The sequence below is a fragment of the Flavobacterium artemisiae genome (genome assembly GCF_042678225.1).
Taxonomy (GTDB): Bacteria; Bacteroidota; Bacteroidia; order Flavobacteriales; family Flavobacteriaceae; genus Flavobacterium; species Flavobacterium artemisiae.
Window position 1 is genome coordinate 460,423 of the sequence record NZ_JBHUDZ010000002.1, and the last position, 16,056, is coordinate 476,478.

19 protein-coding genes and 4 tRNA genes are annotated in these 16,056 nt (G+C 31.8%); 6 read left to right on the plus strand and 17 right to left on the minus strand.

Annotated features, from left to right (window positions below; translation table 11 throughout):
* The 4 genes from ACFSC2_RS03985 (at position 1) to ACFSC2_RS04000 (ending at position 3,233) form a co-directional block, all read left to right on the plus strand.
* Positions 1 to 1,329 (plus strand): sensor histidine kinase, encoded by a 1,329-nt coding sequence (locus tag ACFSC2_RS03985; protein ID WP_379816324.1) that lies wholly within the window; start codon positions 1 to 3, stop codon positions 1,327 to 1,329.
* Positions 1,330 to 1,428: 99 nt separating this feature from the next.
* A complete protein-coding gene (locus ACFSC2_RS03990) occupies positions 1,429 to 1,965 on the plus strand; it encodes a hypothetical protein (RefSeq protein WP_379816325.1) in 537 nt (178 codons plus the stop codon).
* A 27-nt stretch (positions 1,966 to 1,992) separates the two neighbouring features.
* A complete protein-coding gene (locus ACFSC2_RS03995) occupies positions 1,993 to 2,727 on the plus strand; it encodes a hypothetical protein (protein ID WP_379816326.1) in 735 nt (244 codons plus the stop codon).
* 41 nt (positions 2,728 to 2,768) lie between these two features.
* Positions 2,769 to 3,233: a hypothetical protein gene (locus ACFSC2_RS04000; protein WP_379816327.1), complete on the plus strand. Its 465-nt coding sequence runs from the start codon at positions 2,769 to 2,771 to the stop codon at positions 3,231 to 3,233.
* A 40-nt stretch (positions 3,234 to 3,273) separates the two neighbouring features.
* Here the strand turns inward: ACFSC2_RS04000 and ACFSC2_RS04005 are convergent, their stop codons facing one another.
* The 12 genes from ACFSC2_RS04005 to ACFSC2_RS04060 all read right to left on the minus strand — a co-directional run bounded on the left by ACFSC2_RS04005 (position 3,274) and on the right by ACFSC2_RS04060 (position 10,524).
* Positions 3,274 to 3,762: a hypothetical protein gene (locus tag ACFSC2_RS04005; protein WP_379816328.1), complete on the minus strand. Its 489-nt coding sequence runs from the start codon at positions 3,760 to 3,762 to the stop codon at positions 3,274 to 3,276.
* A 3-nt stretch (positions 3,763 to 3,765) separates the two neighbouring features.
* Positions 3,766 to 4,113: a hypothetical protein gene (locus tag ACFSC2_RS04010; RefSeq protein WP_379816329.1), complete on the minus strand. Its 348-nt coding sequence runs from the start codon at positions 4,111 to 4,113 to the stop codon at positions 3,766 to 3,768.
* Between the two features lie 10 nt (positions 4,114 to 4,123).
* On the minus strand, positions 4,124 to 5,275 hold the full coding sequence (locus ACFSC2_RS04015) for a DUF6438 domain-containing protein (protein ID WP_379816331.1): 1,152 nt from the start codon (positions 5,273 to 5,275) through the stop codon (positions 4,124 to 4,126).
* Between the two features lie 145 nt (positions 5,276 to 5,420).
* Positions 5,421 to 6,545 carry a nuclear transport factor 2 family protein gene (locus ACFSC2_RS04020; protein WP_379816332.1) on the minus strand — a complete coding sequence of 375 codons (1,125 nt, stop codon included), beginning with the start codon at positions 6,543 to 6,545 and terminating at the stop codon, positions 5,421 to 5,423.
* A gap of 38 nt (positions 6,546 to 6,583) precedes the next feature.
* Positions 6,584 to 7,042, minus strand: a complete 459-nt coding sequence (locus tag ACFSC2_RS04025; protein ID WP_379816333.1) for a nuclear transport factor 2 family protein — start codon at positions 7,040 to 7,042, stop codon at positions 6,584 to 6,586.
* A gap of 103 nt (positions 7,043 to 7,145) precedes the next feature.
* Complete coding sequence (locus ACFSC2_RS04030) at positions 7,146 to 8,171, minus strand: helix-turn-helix domain-containing protein (RefSeq protein ID WP_379816335.1); 1,026 nt, start codon at positions 8,169 to 8,171, stop codon at positions 7,146 to 7,148.
* A 248-nt stretch (positions 8,172 to 8,419) separates the two neighbouring features.
* Positions 8,420 to 8,492, minus strand: a tRNA-Lys gene (locus ACFSC2_RS04035).
* Between the two features lie 353 nt (positions 8,493 to 8,845).
* On the minus strand, positions 8,846 to 9,178 hold the full coding sequence (locus ACFSC2_RS04040) for a hypothetical protein (protein WP_379816337.1): 333 nt from the start codon (positions 9,176 to 9,178) through the stop codon (positions 8,846 to 8,848).
* A 57-nt stretch (positions 9,179 to 9,235) separates the two neighbouring features.
* A complete protein-coding gene (locus ACFSC2_RS04045) occupies positions 9,236 to 9,967 on the minus strand; it encodes a hypothetical protein (RefSeq protein WP_379816338.1) in 732 nt (243 codons plus the stop codon).
* 243 nt (positions 9,968 to 10,210) lie between these two features.
* Positions 10,211 to 10,293 (minus strand) — tRNA-Leu (locus tag ACFSC2_RS04050).
* Between the two features lie 45 nt (positions 10,294 to 10,338).
* A tRNA-Lys gene (locus tag ACFSC2_RS04055) sits at positions 10,339 to 10,411 on the minus strand.
* A 40-nt stretch (positions 10,412 to 10,451) separates the two neighbouring features.
* Positions 10,452 to 10,524: transfer RNA gene (locus ACFSC2_RS04060), tRNA-Lys, on the minus strand.
* 126 nt (positions 10,525 to 10,650) lie between these two features.
* On the opposite strand from ACFSC2_RS04060, the gene ACFSC2_RS04065 reads away from it, so the two are divergent.
* Positions 10,651 to 11,169: a shikimate kinase gene (locus tag ACFSC2_RS04065; protein ID WP_379816339.1), complete on the plus strand. Its 519-nt coding sequence runs from the start codon at positions 10,651 to 10,653 to the stop codon at positions 11,167 to 11,169.
* Here the strand turns inward: ACFSC2_RS04065 and ACFSC2_RS04070 are convergent.
* Together ACFSC2_RS04070 and ACFSC2_RS04075 are read right to left on the minus strand one after the other, a co-directional pair.
* Positions 11,161 to 11,661 carry a phosphoribosyltransferase domain-containing protein gene (locus ACFSC2_RS04070; RefSeq protein ID WP_379816368.1) on the minus strand — a complete coding sequence of 167 codons (501 nt, stop codon included), beginning with the start codon at positions 11,659 to 11,661 and terminating at the stop codon, positions 11,161 to 11,163. The two genes, ACFSC2_RS04065 and ACFSC2_RS04070, sit on opposite strands and share 9 nt — an antisense overlap.
* Before the next feature lie 108 nt (positions 11,662 to 11,769).
* On the minus strand, positions 11,770 to 12,162 hold the full coding sequence (locus tag ACFSC2_RS04075; RefSeq protein WP_379816340.1) for an RNA-binding S4 domain-containing protein: 393 nt from the start codon (positions 12,160 to 12,162) through the stop codon (positions 11,770 to 11,772).
* Positions 12,163 to 12,241: 79 nt separating this feature from the next.
* On the opposite strand from ACFSC2_RS04075, the gene ACFSC2_RS04080 reads away from it, so the two are divergent.
* Positions 12,242 to 13,411 (plus strand): FKBP-type peptidyl-prolyl cis-trans isomerase, encoded by a 1,170-nt coding sequence (locus ACFSC2_RS04080; RefSeq protein WP_379816341.1) that lies wholly within the window; start codon positions 12,242 to 12,244, stop codon positions 13,409 to 13,411.
* A 177-nt stretch (positions 13,412 to 13,588) separates the two neighbouring features.
* Here ACFSC2_RS04080 and ACFSC2_RS04085 read toward each other — a convergent pair whose 3' ends face one another.
* The 3 genes from ACFSC2_RS04085 to ACFSC2_RS04095 all read right to left on the minus strand — a co-directional run bounded on the left by ACFSC2_RS04085 (position 13,589) and on the right by ACFSC2_RS04095 (position 16,000).
* A complete protein-coding gene (locus ACFSC2_RS04085) occupies positions 13,589 to 14,542 on the minus strand; it encodes a transketolase family protein (protein WP_379816342.1) in 954 nt (317 codons plus the stop codon).
* Between the two features lie 82 nt (positions 14,543 to 14,624).
* Positions 14,625 to 15,476 (minus strand): transketolase, encoded by an 852-nt coding sequence (locus ACFSC2_RS04090; protein ID WP_379816343.1) that lies wholly within the window; start codon positions 15,474 to 15,476, stop codon positions 14,625 to 14,627.
* 218 nt (positions 15,477 to 15,694) lie between these two features.
* Complete coding sequence (locus ACFSC2_RS04095) at positions 15,695 to 16,000, minus strand: hypothetical protein (protein ID WP_379816344.1); 306 nt, start codon at positions 15,998 to 16,000, stop codon at positions 15,695 to 15,697.
* Positions 16,001 to 16,056 lie beyond the last annotated feature (56 nt).

Genomic DNA, 16,056 nt, shown 5'->3' on the forward strand with positions numbered 1-16,056 from the left:
ATGCTAAAATCCTTTAAAACTTATAAACTGCTTTTTTTAAGATTGCTGGTCATTATATTCGGAATTGAATTTTCGATTTATCTCTCCAAAATCAATTTTGTTTTTGCCCCGATTTTCGGTTTTCTGATTGTTTTGCTTTTAATAGTTGAGCTTTATTTTTATGTCAAAAGCATTATTCTTCTTTATGATAAAACTATTTCATCGATCATTCAAAATGATTTTAGTTCTGATTTTTCAAAACATAAATCCAATCAAAACGATTTGTTTCAGTTGTACGATTTGTTGAAGAATAAACAGAACGAACAGGTTTCTAAAGACATTATTTATACTTCGATTTTAAATAATATCGAAACGGGAATTATTATTCTAAAAAAAGAAAACAATGATTGGAATGTTTTTTTAATGAATGATTATTTTTCAAAATACTTTAGTTCGCCCAAAGTTTCCAAATGGACTTTGCTGAAAAGTCATCTTCCGTCTTTGTGCAAAGTTATAGAAGAACAGGATTTTCAGGAAATTAAGACTTCATTAGAAATTCGTGTCAACGAGCAAAATACGCAGACTTTTGTAATGCAGACTTCTAGAACTGAAATTTTTGAACAGGATTATTTTATTGTTTTATTAGATTCGATTCAGAACGTTGTTGAGAAAAAAGAAAAAGAAGCCTGGGTCAATTTGATGAAAGTAATTTCGCATGAGCTTTTAAACTCGATAACACCGATTCGTTCTATTTCTCAGAATTTACAAGAATTAGTAGAGCAGGAGACTATTTCGAATGATGATCTGGAAGATATAAAAAGCGGTATCGGAACGATGTTAAGACGAAGCGATCTTTTGCAGAAGTTTGTAGAAGGCTATAGAAAACTAGCCATGCTTCCTTCGCCTAAAAAAGAAAAAATAGGACTGAAACAATTAATAGAGAATTCATTAGAAGTAATGAATCCGTTATTTAAAGAAAAAAGTGTTGAGGTTTACAATGAAATTGCAATTGATCGTTTATTGTCTGTAGATGTACAGCAAATCGAACAAGTATTGATTAACTTGCTGACAAATAGTTTACATGCTTTAGAAAATATAGAAAAAAAGCAAATTTATATTGCAGCAGAAATCAAAGAAAACCGAATTTTTATCCAGATTTCAGATAATGGAAACGGAATTGATAAAGAAATTGAAAACAAAGTATTTCTGCCGTTTTTTACCACAAGAAAAGAAGGTGCTGGAATTGGTTTAACGCTTTCTAAAAATATTGTCGAGGCACACGGAGGTTATCTTGATTTTAGAAATCAAAACGAGAAAACCACTTTTGTGATTTGTTTGATAGAGGATTGATTTTTTGTTAAGAATTCATTTTGATTTTGGGACATCATAATCTCTATATTTGTTAATACGTGTAATTTGAATATTTCATCATTTTTAAATTTTAATATAATGAACAGAAACATCAATTTTAGAATTTCATTTTTTTCTTTAGTCTTAGTGGTAATGACTTTTGGCTGTAAAGATGATAAAAAAGTAAAAAAAGTTGTAGAAGATCCTTATTTGAAAGAATTAAAAGAAACACAGATTGGAGATATTGATTTCTATATTTCAATTCCAAAAGAATACACGATAAAAGAAAATAGAGGTCCGGATTTCTCGGTTTATTATTTCTTTCCGAAAGACAGCACTAAGACCGAGGCTTTAACTGTCGGCATGTATTTTGGAAACCATCCAAGTCAATTCGATGAAAGCATTGATAGCTGTAAGACGAAAAAAATAAAGAGTATCGTTTTTAATAAAGATACAGAGTGGACAAGTATTCAGTGTAAATCAAGATTTTCTCTGCAAACTATTATCGAAAGCGGCAGTACAGAAGGCTGGAACAGTTATATCCACGCTTTTGCACATACTTCTTCTGAATCAGATTTGAAAAAAGTACTGACGATTTTTAAAACTTTGAAAAAGAAGAAACCACAGAAAAAATAAATCGCCTAAAAGCAAAAAAAAGAAAAAATGGGATATTGGTGTTCGCTGCATTTATTTGATGATAGCAAATTTTACTGCGAAGTTATTCCAGTTTTAAAAGGAGAAACGGGCGATTTGACAGAAATATGCCTGCAGTTTTTAAAAACGCATCTTGTTGGCGGTATTTCGCGTTTTACCGAAGCAGAAAGAGAAAGAATGGTTGAAAATTATGTAGAGAAGTTTATTTCGATCTCAAAATCATTCGATGAAACTTTCAAAAAACAGGATGAATTTATACAGAAGATAAGTTATGAAGAGCGCAATAAATTTTTAAGTACATTAGATGCTCATTACGAATTCTGTCGATTTTTTGAGTATTATTTGTTCGCAGCTTGTGCCGACTTTTTTCCACATTTAGGCCTAGGAAAAGGAGGAGTTTCTCGTCGGTTTGAGATACCTGCAAGAACTGTTACAGAGAATGTCATTTCTGAGCTTGACAACTGGAACGAATTTTTTTCTGCCTACGGTATGGGAATTACCAATTGGATTTCTAATGAAGATGTTCAAATTCTCTATCTTGACAAAGAAAACCTGAAATTTGAAGACAGCGAATTAGCAGAAGGTTTTTTAACGCTTCTTGAAATTGCTTACAATAATAATTTAGGTTTAGTCTGCGGAGTAGATATGAATGAGAAAGCTCTCGAATTATTACCGCAAAACAAATTATTTGACAAGGATTTTTGGAAGAAACAAAAGCAGACCGGCATTTGGTTTGAGAGATAGCTTTTTAAATAATACAAATAACCTTTTAAAAACTAATTTACATGAGAGAAATTAAAATTTTATTATTATCGATTTTGCTGTCTGTATCATTTGGAAATATGTACGGTCAGGATACCGTAAGATTAACTAAAAAACCAAAAGTGATACTTCATAGCTGGTATCCAGAATATAAACCGTCACCGAAACTTAAAATTGGAGAAAGCAAACTTCTTTTTACTGGAAGTACTATTATTGGAGCTACATCTCTTAGAAATAATGACATTGACTTAAAAACGACCAACAGCAATGTAAAGATTGAAGAGACTTTAAAAAGTAATGACCAATTTGTGATTACCGTAAATGCGACAGAAGCAAAATACATTGATTTTGAAGTTTGGCTTGATTTGAAATCTACAACAGTATTGATGAAAGATGCAAAAGGAAAATGGAGAAATATTAAGGACTTGTATTCTGTCAAGGAAAATAGATGGTTAGTTGATAAGATTAGACTTGAAGTTGTAAAATAGTTTTTGATCTTAATAAGATGAGAAAGAAGAGATTTGATATTTATGCTCGTTCTTTAAAAAAATCTCTAAAACTTAATTCTTTGTAAGGAATCTCAATTTTTAGCCAATGTAGTTTTTCTTCATTCACTATCCATTGATTAAAAATTTCATTTGCATCGTTTTTTTGATGCCAATTAATTCCTTGTTTAGGAACTAGATCTTCTAGAAGTATTTCGTCGAGACGATATAAATCTGTTTCATTATGAAATAAATCAAGAAATGCTTTCTCAAAATTTAAAACCCTTTCATAATAAGATTCGTGATTTAAAAATTGACTGTATTTAATATGCAGTTTGAAGAAATTAATTTTTCCTTCAAAATAAATACTAATTTCTTCATTGTTTAAAGTACCTTCGAAAACATTATACTCTAAACCTTCATCAGAATCTGTTTTGTAAAAAAAAGAATTTTCAAATGCATTATTGCAATCTTTGATGAGGTCGTATAATTGCTGTTCGTCTTTGTTTATTTTGTATAAGATTAAATACATAATTTAAAAGGTTGTAATGCTATCTAAAACGGGTTCGCTGATTGCTGGATCGTCTACATAATATCTAACAAGAATTTTTTTGTTTATACACCAATTATCATTTTCACATTCTTCTAAAAGTTTGTCAGGCATTATTTCTTTTTCGTAAATATCACTATCAACAATGTACCTGTAGTGTAAATAATAACTTGAAAGACCAATTTCGTAATAATCCGTAATTACGCCTTCAATGATTTTTGAACGAGTTTCAAGTTTCTTTTTATCGTGATAATTCGTAATTGTTTTTTTTAAACTAATAGATACAATAATCACTATGAAAGAAATCAAGAGAATCTTTTTTATGATTTTCATAATTATTGTTTTAGTAATCGTATTTTATTTTTGGTCTAAAATTTTCGGTCAAATTATTTTGAGTTAAGAAATTATAACCAATATCAACGATTTTGTCTCTGCATTTAAAATACCTTCCGTCGGTATAAATTGTTTCTTTTTTATTGGCTGAATTCCAAAATATAATTTGGTATTTGTTTTCAAATTTCTGAGTGGTTTCTTTTCCTTTATAAATCTCAGTAAAAAGATAAAAACTCTCTGATTTTGAAAGATCACAAATTTGATTTCCCTTTGTAAATCCTGCACCAAATATTGATAAAATGGGTTCTTCGGTTCTGTAAGGAACCAGTTTGATGTGCTGGTATAAAAAGCGAACAGGTGTGTAGGCCCAGATTAACGTTGCTGGAGATTTTCTACCATAATCAGAAATCGTTTTTACTATTTTATTGTTTTTTACAAAGGTCATTGTAATAGCCTCATCATCAGAATGATTTGCTTCGTAATTATTTTCAAGATTTATTATGCCGGCTTTTTTAAAATTCGTTTGAATTTGTTGAAATTCATTTTTGGTAATCTTAGAGGTGTAAATACCAATTTTGCTAGTGTAATCTTGGCCATAAAAAAAGATATTCCCTTTATTATCAATACTTATATCTGATATTGGACACGACCCATAACAACCAGAACTAGAAACTATGATTTTGTCATAATTTTCGTTTGGGTTGATTTTATGTTTGGCTCTGGCATATTTTGCAAATAGGCTGTCACCAGTTGTAGTTGTTAATGTATCTCCAATAATCGAATGTATTTTTTGACTCTCCCAAGTTTTGGTAAGCAGATCTAAAATTTTTAAGCTGTCGTTTTCAATTTTGTATTTGGTTTTGGTGCCCAAGAAAATGATCTTTCTATCTTTTCTTTGATCACTTTCAATTCTGTGAAAATAGCCAGTTTTATTTTCACAGATATTATTTTCAGAAAATATATATCCTGGTATGTATCTGCCATAGTAGGGCGCGGGTGGCGGATAGTTGTAATTTTTGTTTTTTAGCGGTTTTCTTTGGTCTTCTGTTTTAATGTAAGTCCACTCGCCGAGAATATCTTTAGAAAATTGCTTATCACTGTTTCGCTCACAGGAGCTAAGAATGAAAATAGTTATGAGTAGTAGTGTAATTTTTTGCTTCATAAATCTATATCTGCTTTTGATAATTTTGAGCTTACAGTTTTGTAAATGTAATTGATTTCTGAAAAAAAAAATGCTGTCGAATGTTTTGTTTTGAACTAAAAAGCGGAAACCAATAAAGATTTCCGCTTGAAGCATTTATAGGGTCTTATTGCAGCTCCTTTTTCGGCAATTCATGCCAAGTATAAGTTTTATGGATAATCTTCCAAGCTCCTTCATATTTAAGCATTAAAAAGTAATCTGTATAATGACGAAAATTGGGCAACATGATTTCTGCTTTTGCTATTGCTGCATCATTTTCGATGTCGATTGAAATGATTTTTCCAATCCTGTTTCTTTTTTCTCCAGATTTTATATTAGAAATATATTCTCTTCCAGAGCGCACCCGCAAGATGTCTTTTTCAACTGTGTACAGATTAAAATTTGGATCAAAAGCTTTTTGAAGCCTTTCAGGTTGTCCGTTGGCTGTGCCTTCAATGTAATCCATCAGTATTTCTTTCACTTGTTTTAAATCATTTTTTAGAATTGGATTATCGTTTTTTCCTAGAATTTTTATTACTTCATTAGCAACCTTAGCAGCAGATGATGGATCTTGTCCGGTTACAAATCTGCCGTCGACAATATAAAATCCGTCACCACCCTTTTTAGAATAAAGAAAATCGCCTTTATTGTCTTTAATTGCCTTGTCTATAGAAAATGGAAACGCCTTGTAATACGCAGCATCTTTGTTCTCAAATTCATCTGGATAACCCGTTATTTTTCTGCCAGCATACAATGATTTTTTATTTTCATCCTTTAAATTGGTAATTCCTGCCGTGCCATGACAAATGGCGGCAATTACTCCATTTTTATTGTAAATAGCTCTTGCGATCTTTTGAATGGAAGTATCTTCTGGAACACCATACATCGTCGCGCCTCCACCAGTATAAAAAATAGCCGAATAGCTGTCGGAAGTAATCGAAGCGGGTTTCATAGTATGCTCTAATTTGTCCATAAAGAAACTGTCATAGAGATATTTTTTTTGAAGGCTGTCTGATGTGTTAATATAACCAATAGGAATTGCACCGCCTTTTGGACTTATAAAATCTACCGAGTAACCTGCTTTTACAAAAATATCATAAGGAACAATAATTTCTTCAAAATGATTGGCGGCAGCGATTTTCGTTTTTCCATAAAAATCTTGATTAGAAGTTACAAACAAGATTTTATTTTGCGCATAAGTATGTACAGGGTATAAGCTGATTAAAATCAGGAATACTAGTATTCTCATCATTTGTTTAAAGTTATCAGGTTAATTTTAGTTACAACAAGTTATTTTGTCGGTGGAGCTGGTGCCGGAGCTGTTTTATGAGGCGTTCTGGTCGAAATTTTATCTACAATAAACCATCCTTCATTTATTTTGATAAGATGAAAATAATCTACAAATAATAGCCTTGCAGTGCTTATTTCGACTTTGGCATTGGCAACGTCATTTGTGAAATCTATAAATACGATACGCCCAGACCAATTCTCGGGTTTAGGATGTTTTTTGTAACCGACAACATATTTTGATTTAGTTACAACATTGAATTTGTTTTCAGCAAAATATTTCAGCTGCCAGGAATCGTGAAAAGAAGTGGCGACCATAAGCGAATCTCCAGTTGCCTGCCCGTCTATATAAAGATTAAGCGTTTTTTGAATGAGAAGTAAATCATTCTCAGCATTAGCAGTTTGAGCATTCGAATTAAAAGATAAAATACAAAGGGAAATAATCAAAAACACTTTTCTCATTTTTAAAATTTTAAATTGTTAATAATGAGTGCAAATATCCAGTGTAAAGATATTTTAAAGGTTCTGATTTATAATATTGAACTCTTAATTTATAAACTTAAACTCATTTAGAATACGATTTCTGGTATTCTGCAGGGGTCAAACCTGTTGTTTTTTTAAAGGCAGTAAAAAAAGTAGATTCTGAGTTAAAGCCGCTGTCGTAACCTAAATTCTCGAGTGTAATTTTATTTTCAGTTTCTAATAACCTTTTTGCTTTTTCAATTCTATATTCTTTGATGAGGTTGGAAAACGATTTACCTAAAATTTCATTCACATATTGAGATAATATATGTTTTGATACTTTTAATTCCTTTGCTGCATCGTCAAGACTAAAAAATGGATTTAGATACAATTCTTTTTCAATTATCAGTGCCAATTTTTGATCGATCACAGCCAGCATTTCTGGATCTATTTCTTTGTTCTTGTATTTTTCTTTTTCGTGCAGAAAATTGGGTTCACTGCTGTTTCTAAAAATTAAAAGCAGGGCAATTAAATAGAGAACAAAAGTAAAGGATAAAGCTCCAATGATATAAGATGTATAAGAGGCAACGGTGTAGGCCAGCCATATGATAGCGACACCAATATAGATGCTAAGCGACCAGATATCAATTTTTTTGAAACTTTCCTTTTCTTTGATCTTTTGTATAATCGGTCTTATATATTTTTCGGATAAAATAATATAAACCAGCCATTGAAGATAGATTGCTTTTACAATCCATACTTGCCAAACGGCCTTGTGTTGGACATATGGGTAAAAAAATCCGACTATGGTTATAGCTGTCAGAGAAGGTATAACATGTTTTATCCAATTTTCTTTTTTCTCATTTGATTTTAAATATAAAAAAAGAAATGGACCAATGAGTATGCAGGCAGAAAGTCCGATTTGAATAAAAATATTAGATAGGTTGGGATTGAAATAAAAAAATACAGACTTAATAATTCGGATACTTAAAACCAGCATTAACAGCGATAGAAAGTAGTTTGCAGAATTTTTTTTCCTTGCATTTATGGCAAAATAAAGTGAAAGTATAAAACCATTAAAAGCTCCTAAAGCACTAAGAAAAAAAAGTAATTGATGTGAATCTATCATATTTTTTGTTGAATAAAACGATCTCTTGCATGCATTAAGCGAATATAGGAAATATTTTACGGCAGTTTATTAACTTTCTGCAGCATAAAGAAACACTGATTACAGTTTGTAAGTGTAAAAATTCCAATATTCGCAAAACATATTAATTTGGCAGTAGGAGAAGAGTTTTTCATTTATTCACAAGAAGAATAATATGAATATCCTAAAAAAGAAAAAAGGTCAAATAAACTAAGTTATTTGACCTTTTGTGACCCGACTGGGGCTCGAACCCAGGACCCCATCATTAAAAGTGATGTGCTCTACCGACTGAGCTATCGAGTCATTGTTTTTCTAATGAGGGTGCAAATATAAGGACTTATTTTAGCTTACCGGCCTTTTTTGAAATGATTTTTTGAATAAATTGAAAGTATTTTTGTAAATGTCTATTTATTAGTTGATTGTGTTTCTTTAAATTTTAAAGTAAAATTGATACAACAGGTGTTAATGGAATTATATTTATAAATTATGATTAATAATCTTATATTAGTTCAGTGTAAAATTAAAAATACGAAATGGGAACTTAGGGAGTAACTATATTTCATTTTTTAAACTGACCTCGGTGGTACAAAATTCGAACCACTTGTTGGAAGATTTAAAGATTTTAAATAACGTCTAGCTTTTTTCTAAAATTCTAATTAATTATAGTATTCTATTTTTCTCTCAGCTACAAGAGTTGGCTCTCCTTCTTTTGTTCCTTGAAGATACATGTTGCATTTAATCCAATTATTATGAATATCATATTCGTAAGTATAATAGCGCTCCTTTTGTTTAAGCTTCTGTTCTGGATTATCTGGTATAAACTCTTTTTTAATAATATCTCCTTTCTCATTGTAAGTCTTTTTAAAGCTTTTAGTAGGATTAGCTATCCCTCCTAAACCAGTAATATAACACCTAACTTCATTAACGTAATCCTCTACTGGATGATAAGTATATTCTTCTTTAGCTTTTATTTCTCCACAGCCGTACATAATGATTTGAAGTATTCTGCCTTTAGAATCATAGATATATTTTAATTCAAGATCCTTTCAGAAATTACTTTGCGTTCCCATATCTGTATATGCCATTTTTTGTGATAAATGACCTCCTACTATTTTTTGATTTACAACCTGATTGCTATCATTGTAAAAAAATAATTTACGGGTAAATAAATCGTCACTTACAGGTATTTTACTTTCGATAACAGGAGCAACTCTATAAAAAATGTATTCTTGCTCTTCTAAAATTTGACCATTTTTGTTATAAATATACTTGTATACGTCTTCACTATATTCTTCCCATATCTTATCTCCTATAATCACAGTATCTTTAGGTATTTCAATTTTATTTACCTTAATTAGTAAATTATGATTAGAAATAGGATAATATTGTTTGAGCTTTATTTCTTGTTTGCTTTTTTCATTCCAATCGCTTTCATCATATTTATATTGACGGGATTTCTTTTTATTAATATCAATTATATAACTCTCACCGAATGTGGCTCCTAAAGTTTCTTCAATTCTGCCATGATTATCGAAACGAACATATTTATGACCACGAACGTCATTGTTCATCATAAAATCACTTCGCTCACTATTAGTTAAGCTTTTATTAATTGCATAAGCTTTTAAATAAACAGTTTTTACTGATCCTTTGAAATTCTGCCCTGTATAATTATTCGCTTTTTCTAATAGCAAGCCTGAGTAAGTTATATTTCTTTGAGCACTTGAAGAAATTGAAAATAAGATAAAATAAAAGAAATATCCCAAATATATTCTCATAAATAATAGTATTAATATTTTATGAAAGATAAGTATAAATTGAAAAAGGTAATGATTTAGGGCAAAAAAACTGTATTAATATCATAGTGTAGTTTTTTTTCAAAATTAAAAATCCTTGATGGGATTCGAACCAAAATTACTTGCAAACATTGACACTTTATACAATTAAAGAAATTACCAAGGGTTTTAGCACCATAAAAAAGCCTGCAAAATATACACTTTGCAGGCTTTAATTTTTTGAAGTGACCATGGAGGGATTTGAACCCTCACGCCCTTGCGAGCACCACCCCCTCAAGATGGCGAGTCTACCGTTTCTCCACATGGCCTTAAAAGAAAAAAAGGTCAAGTAAAATAAATTACTCGACCTTTTGTGACCCGACTGGGGCTCGAACCCAGGACCCCATCATTAAAAGTGATGTGCTCTACCGACTGAGCTATCGAGTCATTGCTTTCAAGAAATTTAATTTGTTAATCACAAAATTTGTGACCCGACTGGGGCTCGAACCCAGGACCCCATCATTAAAAGTGATGTGCTCTACCGACTGAGCTATCGAGTCATTTAATTTCTTGAATGCGGGTGCAAATATAAGGAGTTTTTTTTGAAGTTTCCAAGCTATTTTATCATAAATTTGTCTTTTTTTTGGAAAAAATTCCAATTGCTTAGTTTATAAGGTTTTATTAGTATGAAAAAAATAGTGTTATTAGGTTACATGGGTTGCGGAAAGTCAACAATTGCTCAAAATTTATCAAAAACTGCAAATATTCCTTTTTTAGATTTGGATAAATGCATCGAAAAAAGAGCAGATTTATCCATAAATGAAATTTTTGAGAAGCATGGAGAGATTTATTTTAGAAAATTAGAACACGAAATGTTTCTAGAATTACTGCAGTCTGATGAAGAAATTATTATCGGTTTAGGAGGAGGAACACCATGTTATGCTAATAATCATGAATTACTTAAAAGAGACGATGTTGTTTCTGTCTATTTAAAGGCGTCTATTGATACATTATATAATAGATTAATACATAATAAGAGTAAGCGTCCGTTAATCGCTAATATGGACGAAGAAGAAATGAGAGAGTTTATAGCGAAACATTTATTCGACAGAAGTTTTTATTACAACCAAGCACAGCATAAACTTCCGGTTGACGGAAAATCTGTCGAAGAAACGGTTCAGGAGATTTTAGAGCTTTTAGCTTAAAGATGCGTAGTCGCCTTCTTTTGTATTAAATTCAACTTGCACATGCTCTAATAAAGAAGTCGAAAGCGAGATTCCTTTAAAATCTGCCTTTACAGGATATTTTTTATGGTTTCGGTCTACAAGTACTGCGGTTTTGAATTTTTTTAGAGGAACATCTAAGAAATGACGAACCGCATAGATTAAAGTTGTGCCAGAATTTAAAACATCATCAACCAGGACTAATCCTTTATTTTGGTATTCTTCGGTACTTAAAGAAGTTTGTATTGCTTCCTGTGGATTTTGTTTGTTGACTCTTACTTCGCAGATAGAAACTTTTAAAGTTGAAATACCGCGTAGTGCTAAAGCAATTTTTTCAGCAAATACAAATCCGTTAGAAGCGATGCCTGCAATTATCACTTCTTCTTCATCAACAAAAGTTTCGTAAATCTGGTAAGCAATACGTTTTATTTTGTGTTCGATTTCTTGATTGGTAAGGATAATGTTGCTCATGATAATTATTTTTTGCTAAAATAGTGTTTAAATTCTAATTTTTTGAAATTGGAAATTCCAATGTTTAGACTCAAACTTGGAATTTAAATATTGAGATTTTCTAATTGAGATTTAACTTTCCTGTTCTTCATCATCATAAATCTCATCTCCATAATCATCAATGTCTCTTCGGTCTTTTTTCGTAGGACGCCCCGTACCGCTTTTGCGATAATGTTCTTTAGAAAGTTTTAGCAGTTCTAAATGTGCATAAGCTTCAGGCGGCGTTTCATTTTTGCGGTAAATATCTACCAATTTTGCTCCAACACGGCTTTCTGGAATATCTAAAACCGTTATTATTTGAGTAATTTGATCTTTTCTAAAGGTAATTCGATCCGTTGGAAAGACTTCTTTTGAGGGTTTTGCAATCTGTCCGTTTACCGTAATATGATTCTTTTTGCAGGCTTCGGTAACCATGTTTCTGGTTTTGTAATATCGCACGCACCATAAGTATTTATCTACTCTCATAATTTTTCTAAAATCCAAGTTAAATTCTTTACAAAAATAAATCAATATTGTATCTTGCGCACCTAAAAAAAAGCTAATAATGAATAAATTTAAATATTATTTTGTTTTATTACTTGCAGGTATTGCAATTGTTTCTTGTAATAAAAAAGATGATGACGATGTTGTAGTAGAGCCATTGAGAGATTATCAAGAACAATTTAATGTAGATAATGCAGATATTGAAGAATATTTAAAGACAAATTATATAACGGTTGATAATACAACAATGGATGTTACCATGTCACCGATAACAGATGCTGCGGCCCAGCCATCTATTATGTCTTATTTAAATAGCGCGACATTTCCTAAGTTGGTTTTAAGAGATATAGATGTGCATGGAATTAAATATAAAATGTATTATCTGGTTTTAAGAGAAGGTACAGGTCTGGCTCCTATGAATACCGATGGTGTGGTGACTGCTTATAAAGGAGAATATTTAAAACGTGTTGCAAAAACAGATACTGAGGCAGAACATTTAACTACAACAATGTTTGAACAAGTAGTTTATCCTACAGGAATGTTGGATTTGTACAGTACTATCATAGGATGGAGTGAAGTTTTTCCACAGTTTAAAACAGGAACTACAAGTTATAATGCAGATGGTTCTGCAAATTATCAGGATTTTGGTGCAGGAGTATTGTTTATTCCATCTGGTTTAGCTTACTATGCATATCCGCCAAGTTCGAGTTCAATTCCAGCTTATTCACCACTGATTTTTTCAATAAAATTATATAATATTCAAAGATTAGATCACGAAAACAATGGATATACTTCTGCTGGAGTTTTAGTTCCAAATCCTGATGGCGTTTTTGATTATCAAGAAGATATTGATGGAGACGGATATGTTCGCGACTATAGAAATAAAACGTTGTATCCAAATCCTCCGGCTAAGAACCCTGATGATACTGATGGTGATGGAATTCCTGATTTCTTAGATCAAGATGATGACGGTGACGGTTATACTACAAGATTAGAGATTACCAAGCCAACTGATCAAGTTGGATGGGGAACATTAGAAGGACAGCCGTTCTATTTCGGAATAAGTAAATATTATCCTTTTGATCCTGTTTTAGATAATCCGAATACACCAAATGTTGATGAAACTGAGCCTAGAGGTATTCCTGCCTTTTCTGCTTCTGGAACTCCAGATTATACAAGTCCGGGAAGGTTAAGAATTCATCTTGATAAAGATCATCATACGGCGAAATAATTAAGCCGGATTTAAGGTTTAAATTAATTCAAAGCTTATAAAAAAAACACCTGTAATAAACAGGTGTTTTTTTTATGTGCAATGTTTGGGTTTTTCTTTAATCGAAATTTTATAAAAAAATAAAGCCTCGAAATTTAAATTTCGAGGCTTTATTATAAAGTAAGAAAATCTAAAAAATTATTTTCTTTTGATTACTCTTTCTACAGCTTCAACAATAGCTTGATTGTTTAATTTGTATTTCTCCATTAATTGCTCAGGAGTTCCAGATTCTCCAAAACTATCTTTAACTGCAACAAATTCTTGCGGAGTTGGATTGTTTAAAGCTAATACTCCAGAAACACTTTCTCCAAGACCTCCAAGGTAGTTGTGCTCTTCTGCAGTAACTATACATCTTGTTTTAGCAACCGATTTTAGAATAGCTTCTTCGTCAAGAGGTTTGATAGTGTGAATGTTGATTACTTCAGCAGAAATTCCTTTTGCTTCTAATGCTTCAGCAGCGATTAAAGCTTCCCAAACTAAGTGGCCAGTTGCAACGATAGTTACATCTGTTCCTTCGTTTAACATAATTGCTTTTCCAATTACGAAAGGCTCGTCAGCAGGAGTGAAGTTAGCCACAACTGGACGTCCGAAACGTAAGTAAGCAGGTCCGTGGTGATCTGCCAATGCTAATGTTGCCGCTTTAGTCTGATTGTAATCACAAGTGTTGATTACAGTCATTCCTGGTAACATTTTCATTAAACCAATATCTTCTAAGATTTGGTGTGTTGCTCCGTCTTCTCCTAAAGTTAAACCAGCGTGAGAAGCGCAGATTTTTACGTTTTTATCAGAGTAAGCAACAGATTGACGAATTTGGTCGTAAACTCTACCTGTAGAGAAGTTGGCGAAAGTTCCTGTAAAAGGAATTTTTCCTCCAATTGTTAAACCTGCAGCGATTCCGATCATGTTTGCTTCAGCAATTCCGATTTGGAAAAAACGCTCTGGGTGATTTTTTTTGAATTCATCAAATTTTAATGATCCAATTAAATCAGCACAAAGTGCCACAACATTTTCATTTTTCTGACCTAATTCAGTCATTCCCGCTCCAAAACCTGAACGAGTATCTTTACTTCCTGTATTTGTATATTTTTTCATTATTTTTCTTTTGAGATGCTGTTTTCAGTTTTTAAGTCTCAGTATTTTTACTGAATACTTTTTACTGATAACTGATACTTTTTTAATAATCAACTTGATCTTTAGAGTAATTTTGAGCTAATGCTGCTGCCAATTGGTCGTCATTTGGTGCTTTACCGTGCCAAGCGTGAGTATGCATCATAAAATCTACTCCATTACCCATTTCAGTATGTAATAAGATACAAACAGGTTTTCCTTTTCCTGTTCTAGATTTAGCATCATTTAGACCAGCAAGAATAGCATCGATACTATTTCCTTCATTAATTTCTAAAACATCCCAGTCAAAAGCTTCAAATTTAGCGCGAAGACTTCCCATTGGAAGAACTTCGTCAGTTGTTCCGTCAATTTGTTTTCCGTTAACGTCAACTGTTGCAATGATGTTGTCTACTTTTTTAGCAGATGCATACATAATTGCTTCCCAGTTTTGACCTTCTTGTAATTCTCCATCACCATGTAAAGTGTAAACTAAATGATTATCACCATTTAATTTTTTAGCCTGTGCTGCTCCAAGGGCTACAGATAAACCTTGTCCTAATGAACCAGATGCAATACGAACTCCAGGTAAACCTTCGTGAGTTGTTGGATGCCCTTGTAAACGAGAATTTAATAATCTAAAAGTAGCAAGTTCTGATATAGGGAAATAACCGCTGCGTGCTAAAACGCTATAAAAAACTGGAGAGATATGTCCGTTAGAAAGGAAGAAAACATCTTCTCCAATTCCGTTCATATCAAAACCTTCTTTACGGTCCATAATATTTTGATATAGTGTAACCAAAAATTCAGTACAACCTAGTGATCCGCCTGGATGACCAGAGTTAACAGCATGTACCATACGAAGAATATCTCTTCTTACTTGGATAGTTAAATCGCTTAATTGTTGTGTGTTAGGCTTCATTTTATATATAAAAGTTTAAACTGAAGCAAAAGTAAAGGTTATTTTGCGGGGAGACAAATGATTTTTTGGTTTAGTTTGTCTTAAATGTTAAATTCTTCTACTTTATTTATAGATGTTATAATAAAAACAGAAATATTTTAGTGTTGATGCAGTAAGAATAGAAAAAGCCTTGAGATCAAGGCTTTTAGTGTGTAGAAATTTCAAAGGTAATTTTAAGGCTAATTAGTATCGCCTTCGCTGTAATAATTGTTTTCTTCGTCTTCAGAACCTATTTCTTCTTGTTCATCATCAAGTTCATCGCCGGGAATATCTAAATCGTTTCCTAGTTTATCGCTGTTTTGTTTCCACTCATTATCGTTATTTATGTTGAGTGTTCTTTCGTTAGAAATTCCATCGGGATCAATATCTTCCAGCTCGTCGTCTTGGTTGTAGATATCTTCGTTTGCAGGATAATCCATGTTTTCAAGATTTCTTTCAATTTTATCATCCTTGATTTGATCTAATTTTTCTTCAGCATTTATCATGATTTCTATATTTTAATGAATATTTGAGTTGATTTTTTATTTTCTTAAAATTAAGA

Excerpts from the sequence above, each read along its gene's own strand:
- ACFSC2_RS03985 (WP_379816324.1), top strand. The coding sequence starts at position 1 with ATGCTAAAATCCTTTAAAACTTATAAACTGCTTTTTTTAAGATTGCTG.
- ACFSC2_RS03990 (WP_379816325.1), top strand. The coding sequence starts at position 1,429 with ATGAACAGAAACATCAATTTTAGAATTTCATTTTTTTCTTTAGTCTTA.
- ACFSC2_RS03995 (WP_379816326.1), top strand. The coding sequence starts at position 1,993 with ATGGGATATTGGTGTTCGCTGCATTTATTTGATGATAGCAAATTTTAC.
- ACFSC2_RS04000 (WP_379816327.1), top strand. The coding sequence starts at position 2,769 with ATGAGAGAAATTAAAATTTTATTATTATCGATTTTGCTGTCTGTATCA.
- ACFSC2_RS04005 (WP_379816328.1), bottom strand. The coding sequence starts at position 3,762 with ATGTATTTAATCTTATACAAAATAAACAAAGACGAACAGCAATTATAC.
- ACFSC2_RS04010 (WP_379816329.1), bottom strand. The coding sequence starts at position 4,113 with ATGAAAATCATAAAAAAGATTCTCTTGATTTCTTTCATAGTGATTATT.
- ACFSC2_RS04015 (WP_379816331.1), bottom strand. The coding sequence starts at position 5,275 with ATGAAGCAAAAAATTACACTACTACTCATAACTATTTTCATTCTTAGC.
- ACFSC2_RS04020 (WP_379816332.1), bottom strand. The coding sequence starts at position 6,545 with ATGATGAGAATACTAGTATTCCTGATTTTAATCAGCTTATACCCTGTA.
- ACFSC2_RS04025 (WP_379816333.1), bottom strand. The coding sequence starts at position 7,042 with ATGAGAAAAGTGTTTTTGATTATTTCCCTTTGTATTTTATCTTTTAAT.
- ACFSC2_RS04030 (WP_379816335.1), bottom strand. The coding sequence starts at position 8,171 with ATGATAGATTCACATCAATTACTTTTTTTTCTTAGTGCTTTAGGAGCT.
- ACFSC2_RS04040 (WP_379816337.1), bottom strand. The coding sequence starts at position 9,178 with ATGTACGGCTGTGGAGAAATAAAAGCTAAAGAAGAATATACTTATCAT.
- ACFSC2_RS04045 (WP_379816338.1), bottom strand. The coding sequence starts at position 9,967 with ATGAGAATATATTTGGGATATTTCTTTTATTTTATCTTATTTTCAATT.
- ACFSC2_RS04065 (WP_379816339.1), top strand. The coding sequence starts at position 10,651 with ATGAAAAAAATAGTGTTATTAGGTTACATGGGTTGCGGAAAGTCAACA.
- ACFSC2_RS04075 (WP_379816340.1), bottom strand. The coding sequence starts at position 12,162 with ATGAGAGTAGATAAATACTTATGGTGCGTGCGATATTACAAAACCAGA.
- ACFSC2_RS04080 (WP_379816341.1), top strand. The coding sequence starts at position 12,242 with ATGAATAAATTTAAATATTATTTTGTTTTATTACTTGCAGGTATTGCA.
- ACFSC2_RS04085 (WP_379816342.1), bottom strand. The coding sequence starts at position 14,542 with ATGAAAAAATATACAAATACAGGAAGTAAAGATACTCGTTCAGGTTTT.
- ACFSC2_RS04090 (WP_379816343.1), bottom strand. The coding sequence starts at position 15,476 with ATGAAGCCTAACACACAACAATTAAGCGATTTAACTATCCAAGTAAGA.
- ACFSC2_RS04095 (WP_379816344.1), bottom strand. The coding sequence starts at position 16,000 with ATGATAAATGCTGAAGAAAAATTAGATCAAATCAAGGATGATAAAATT.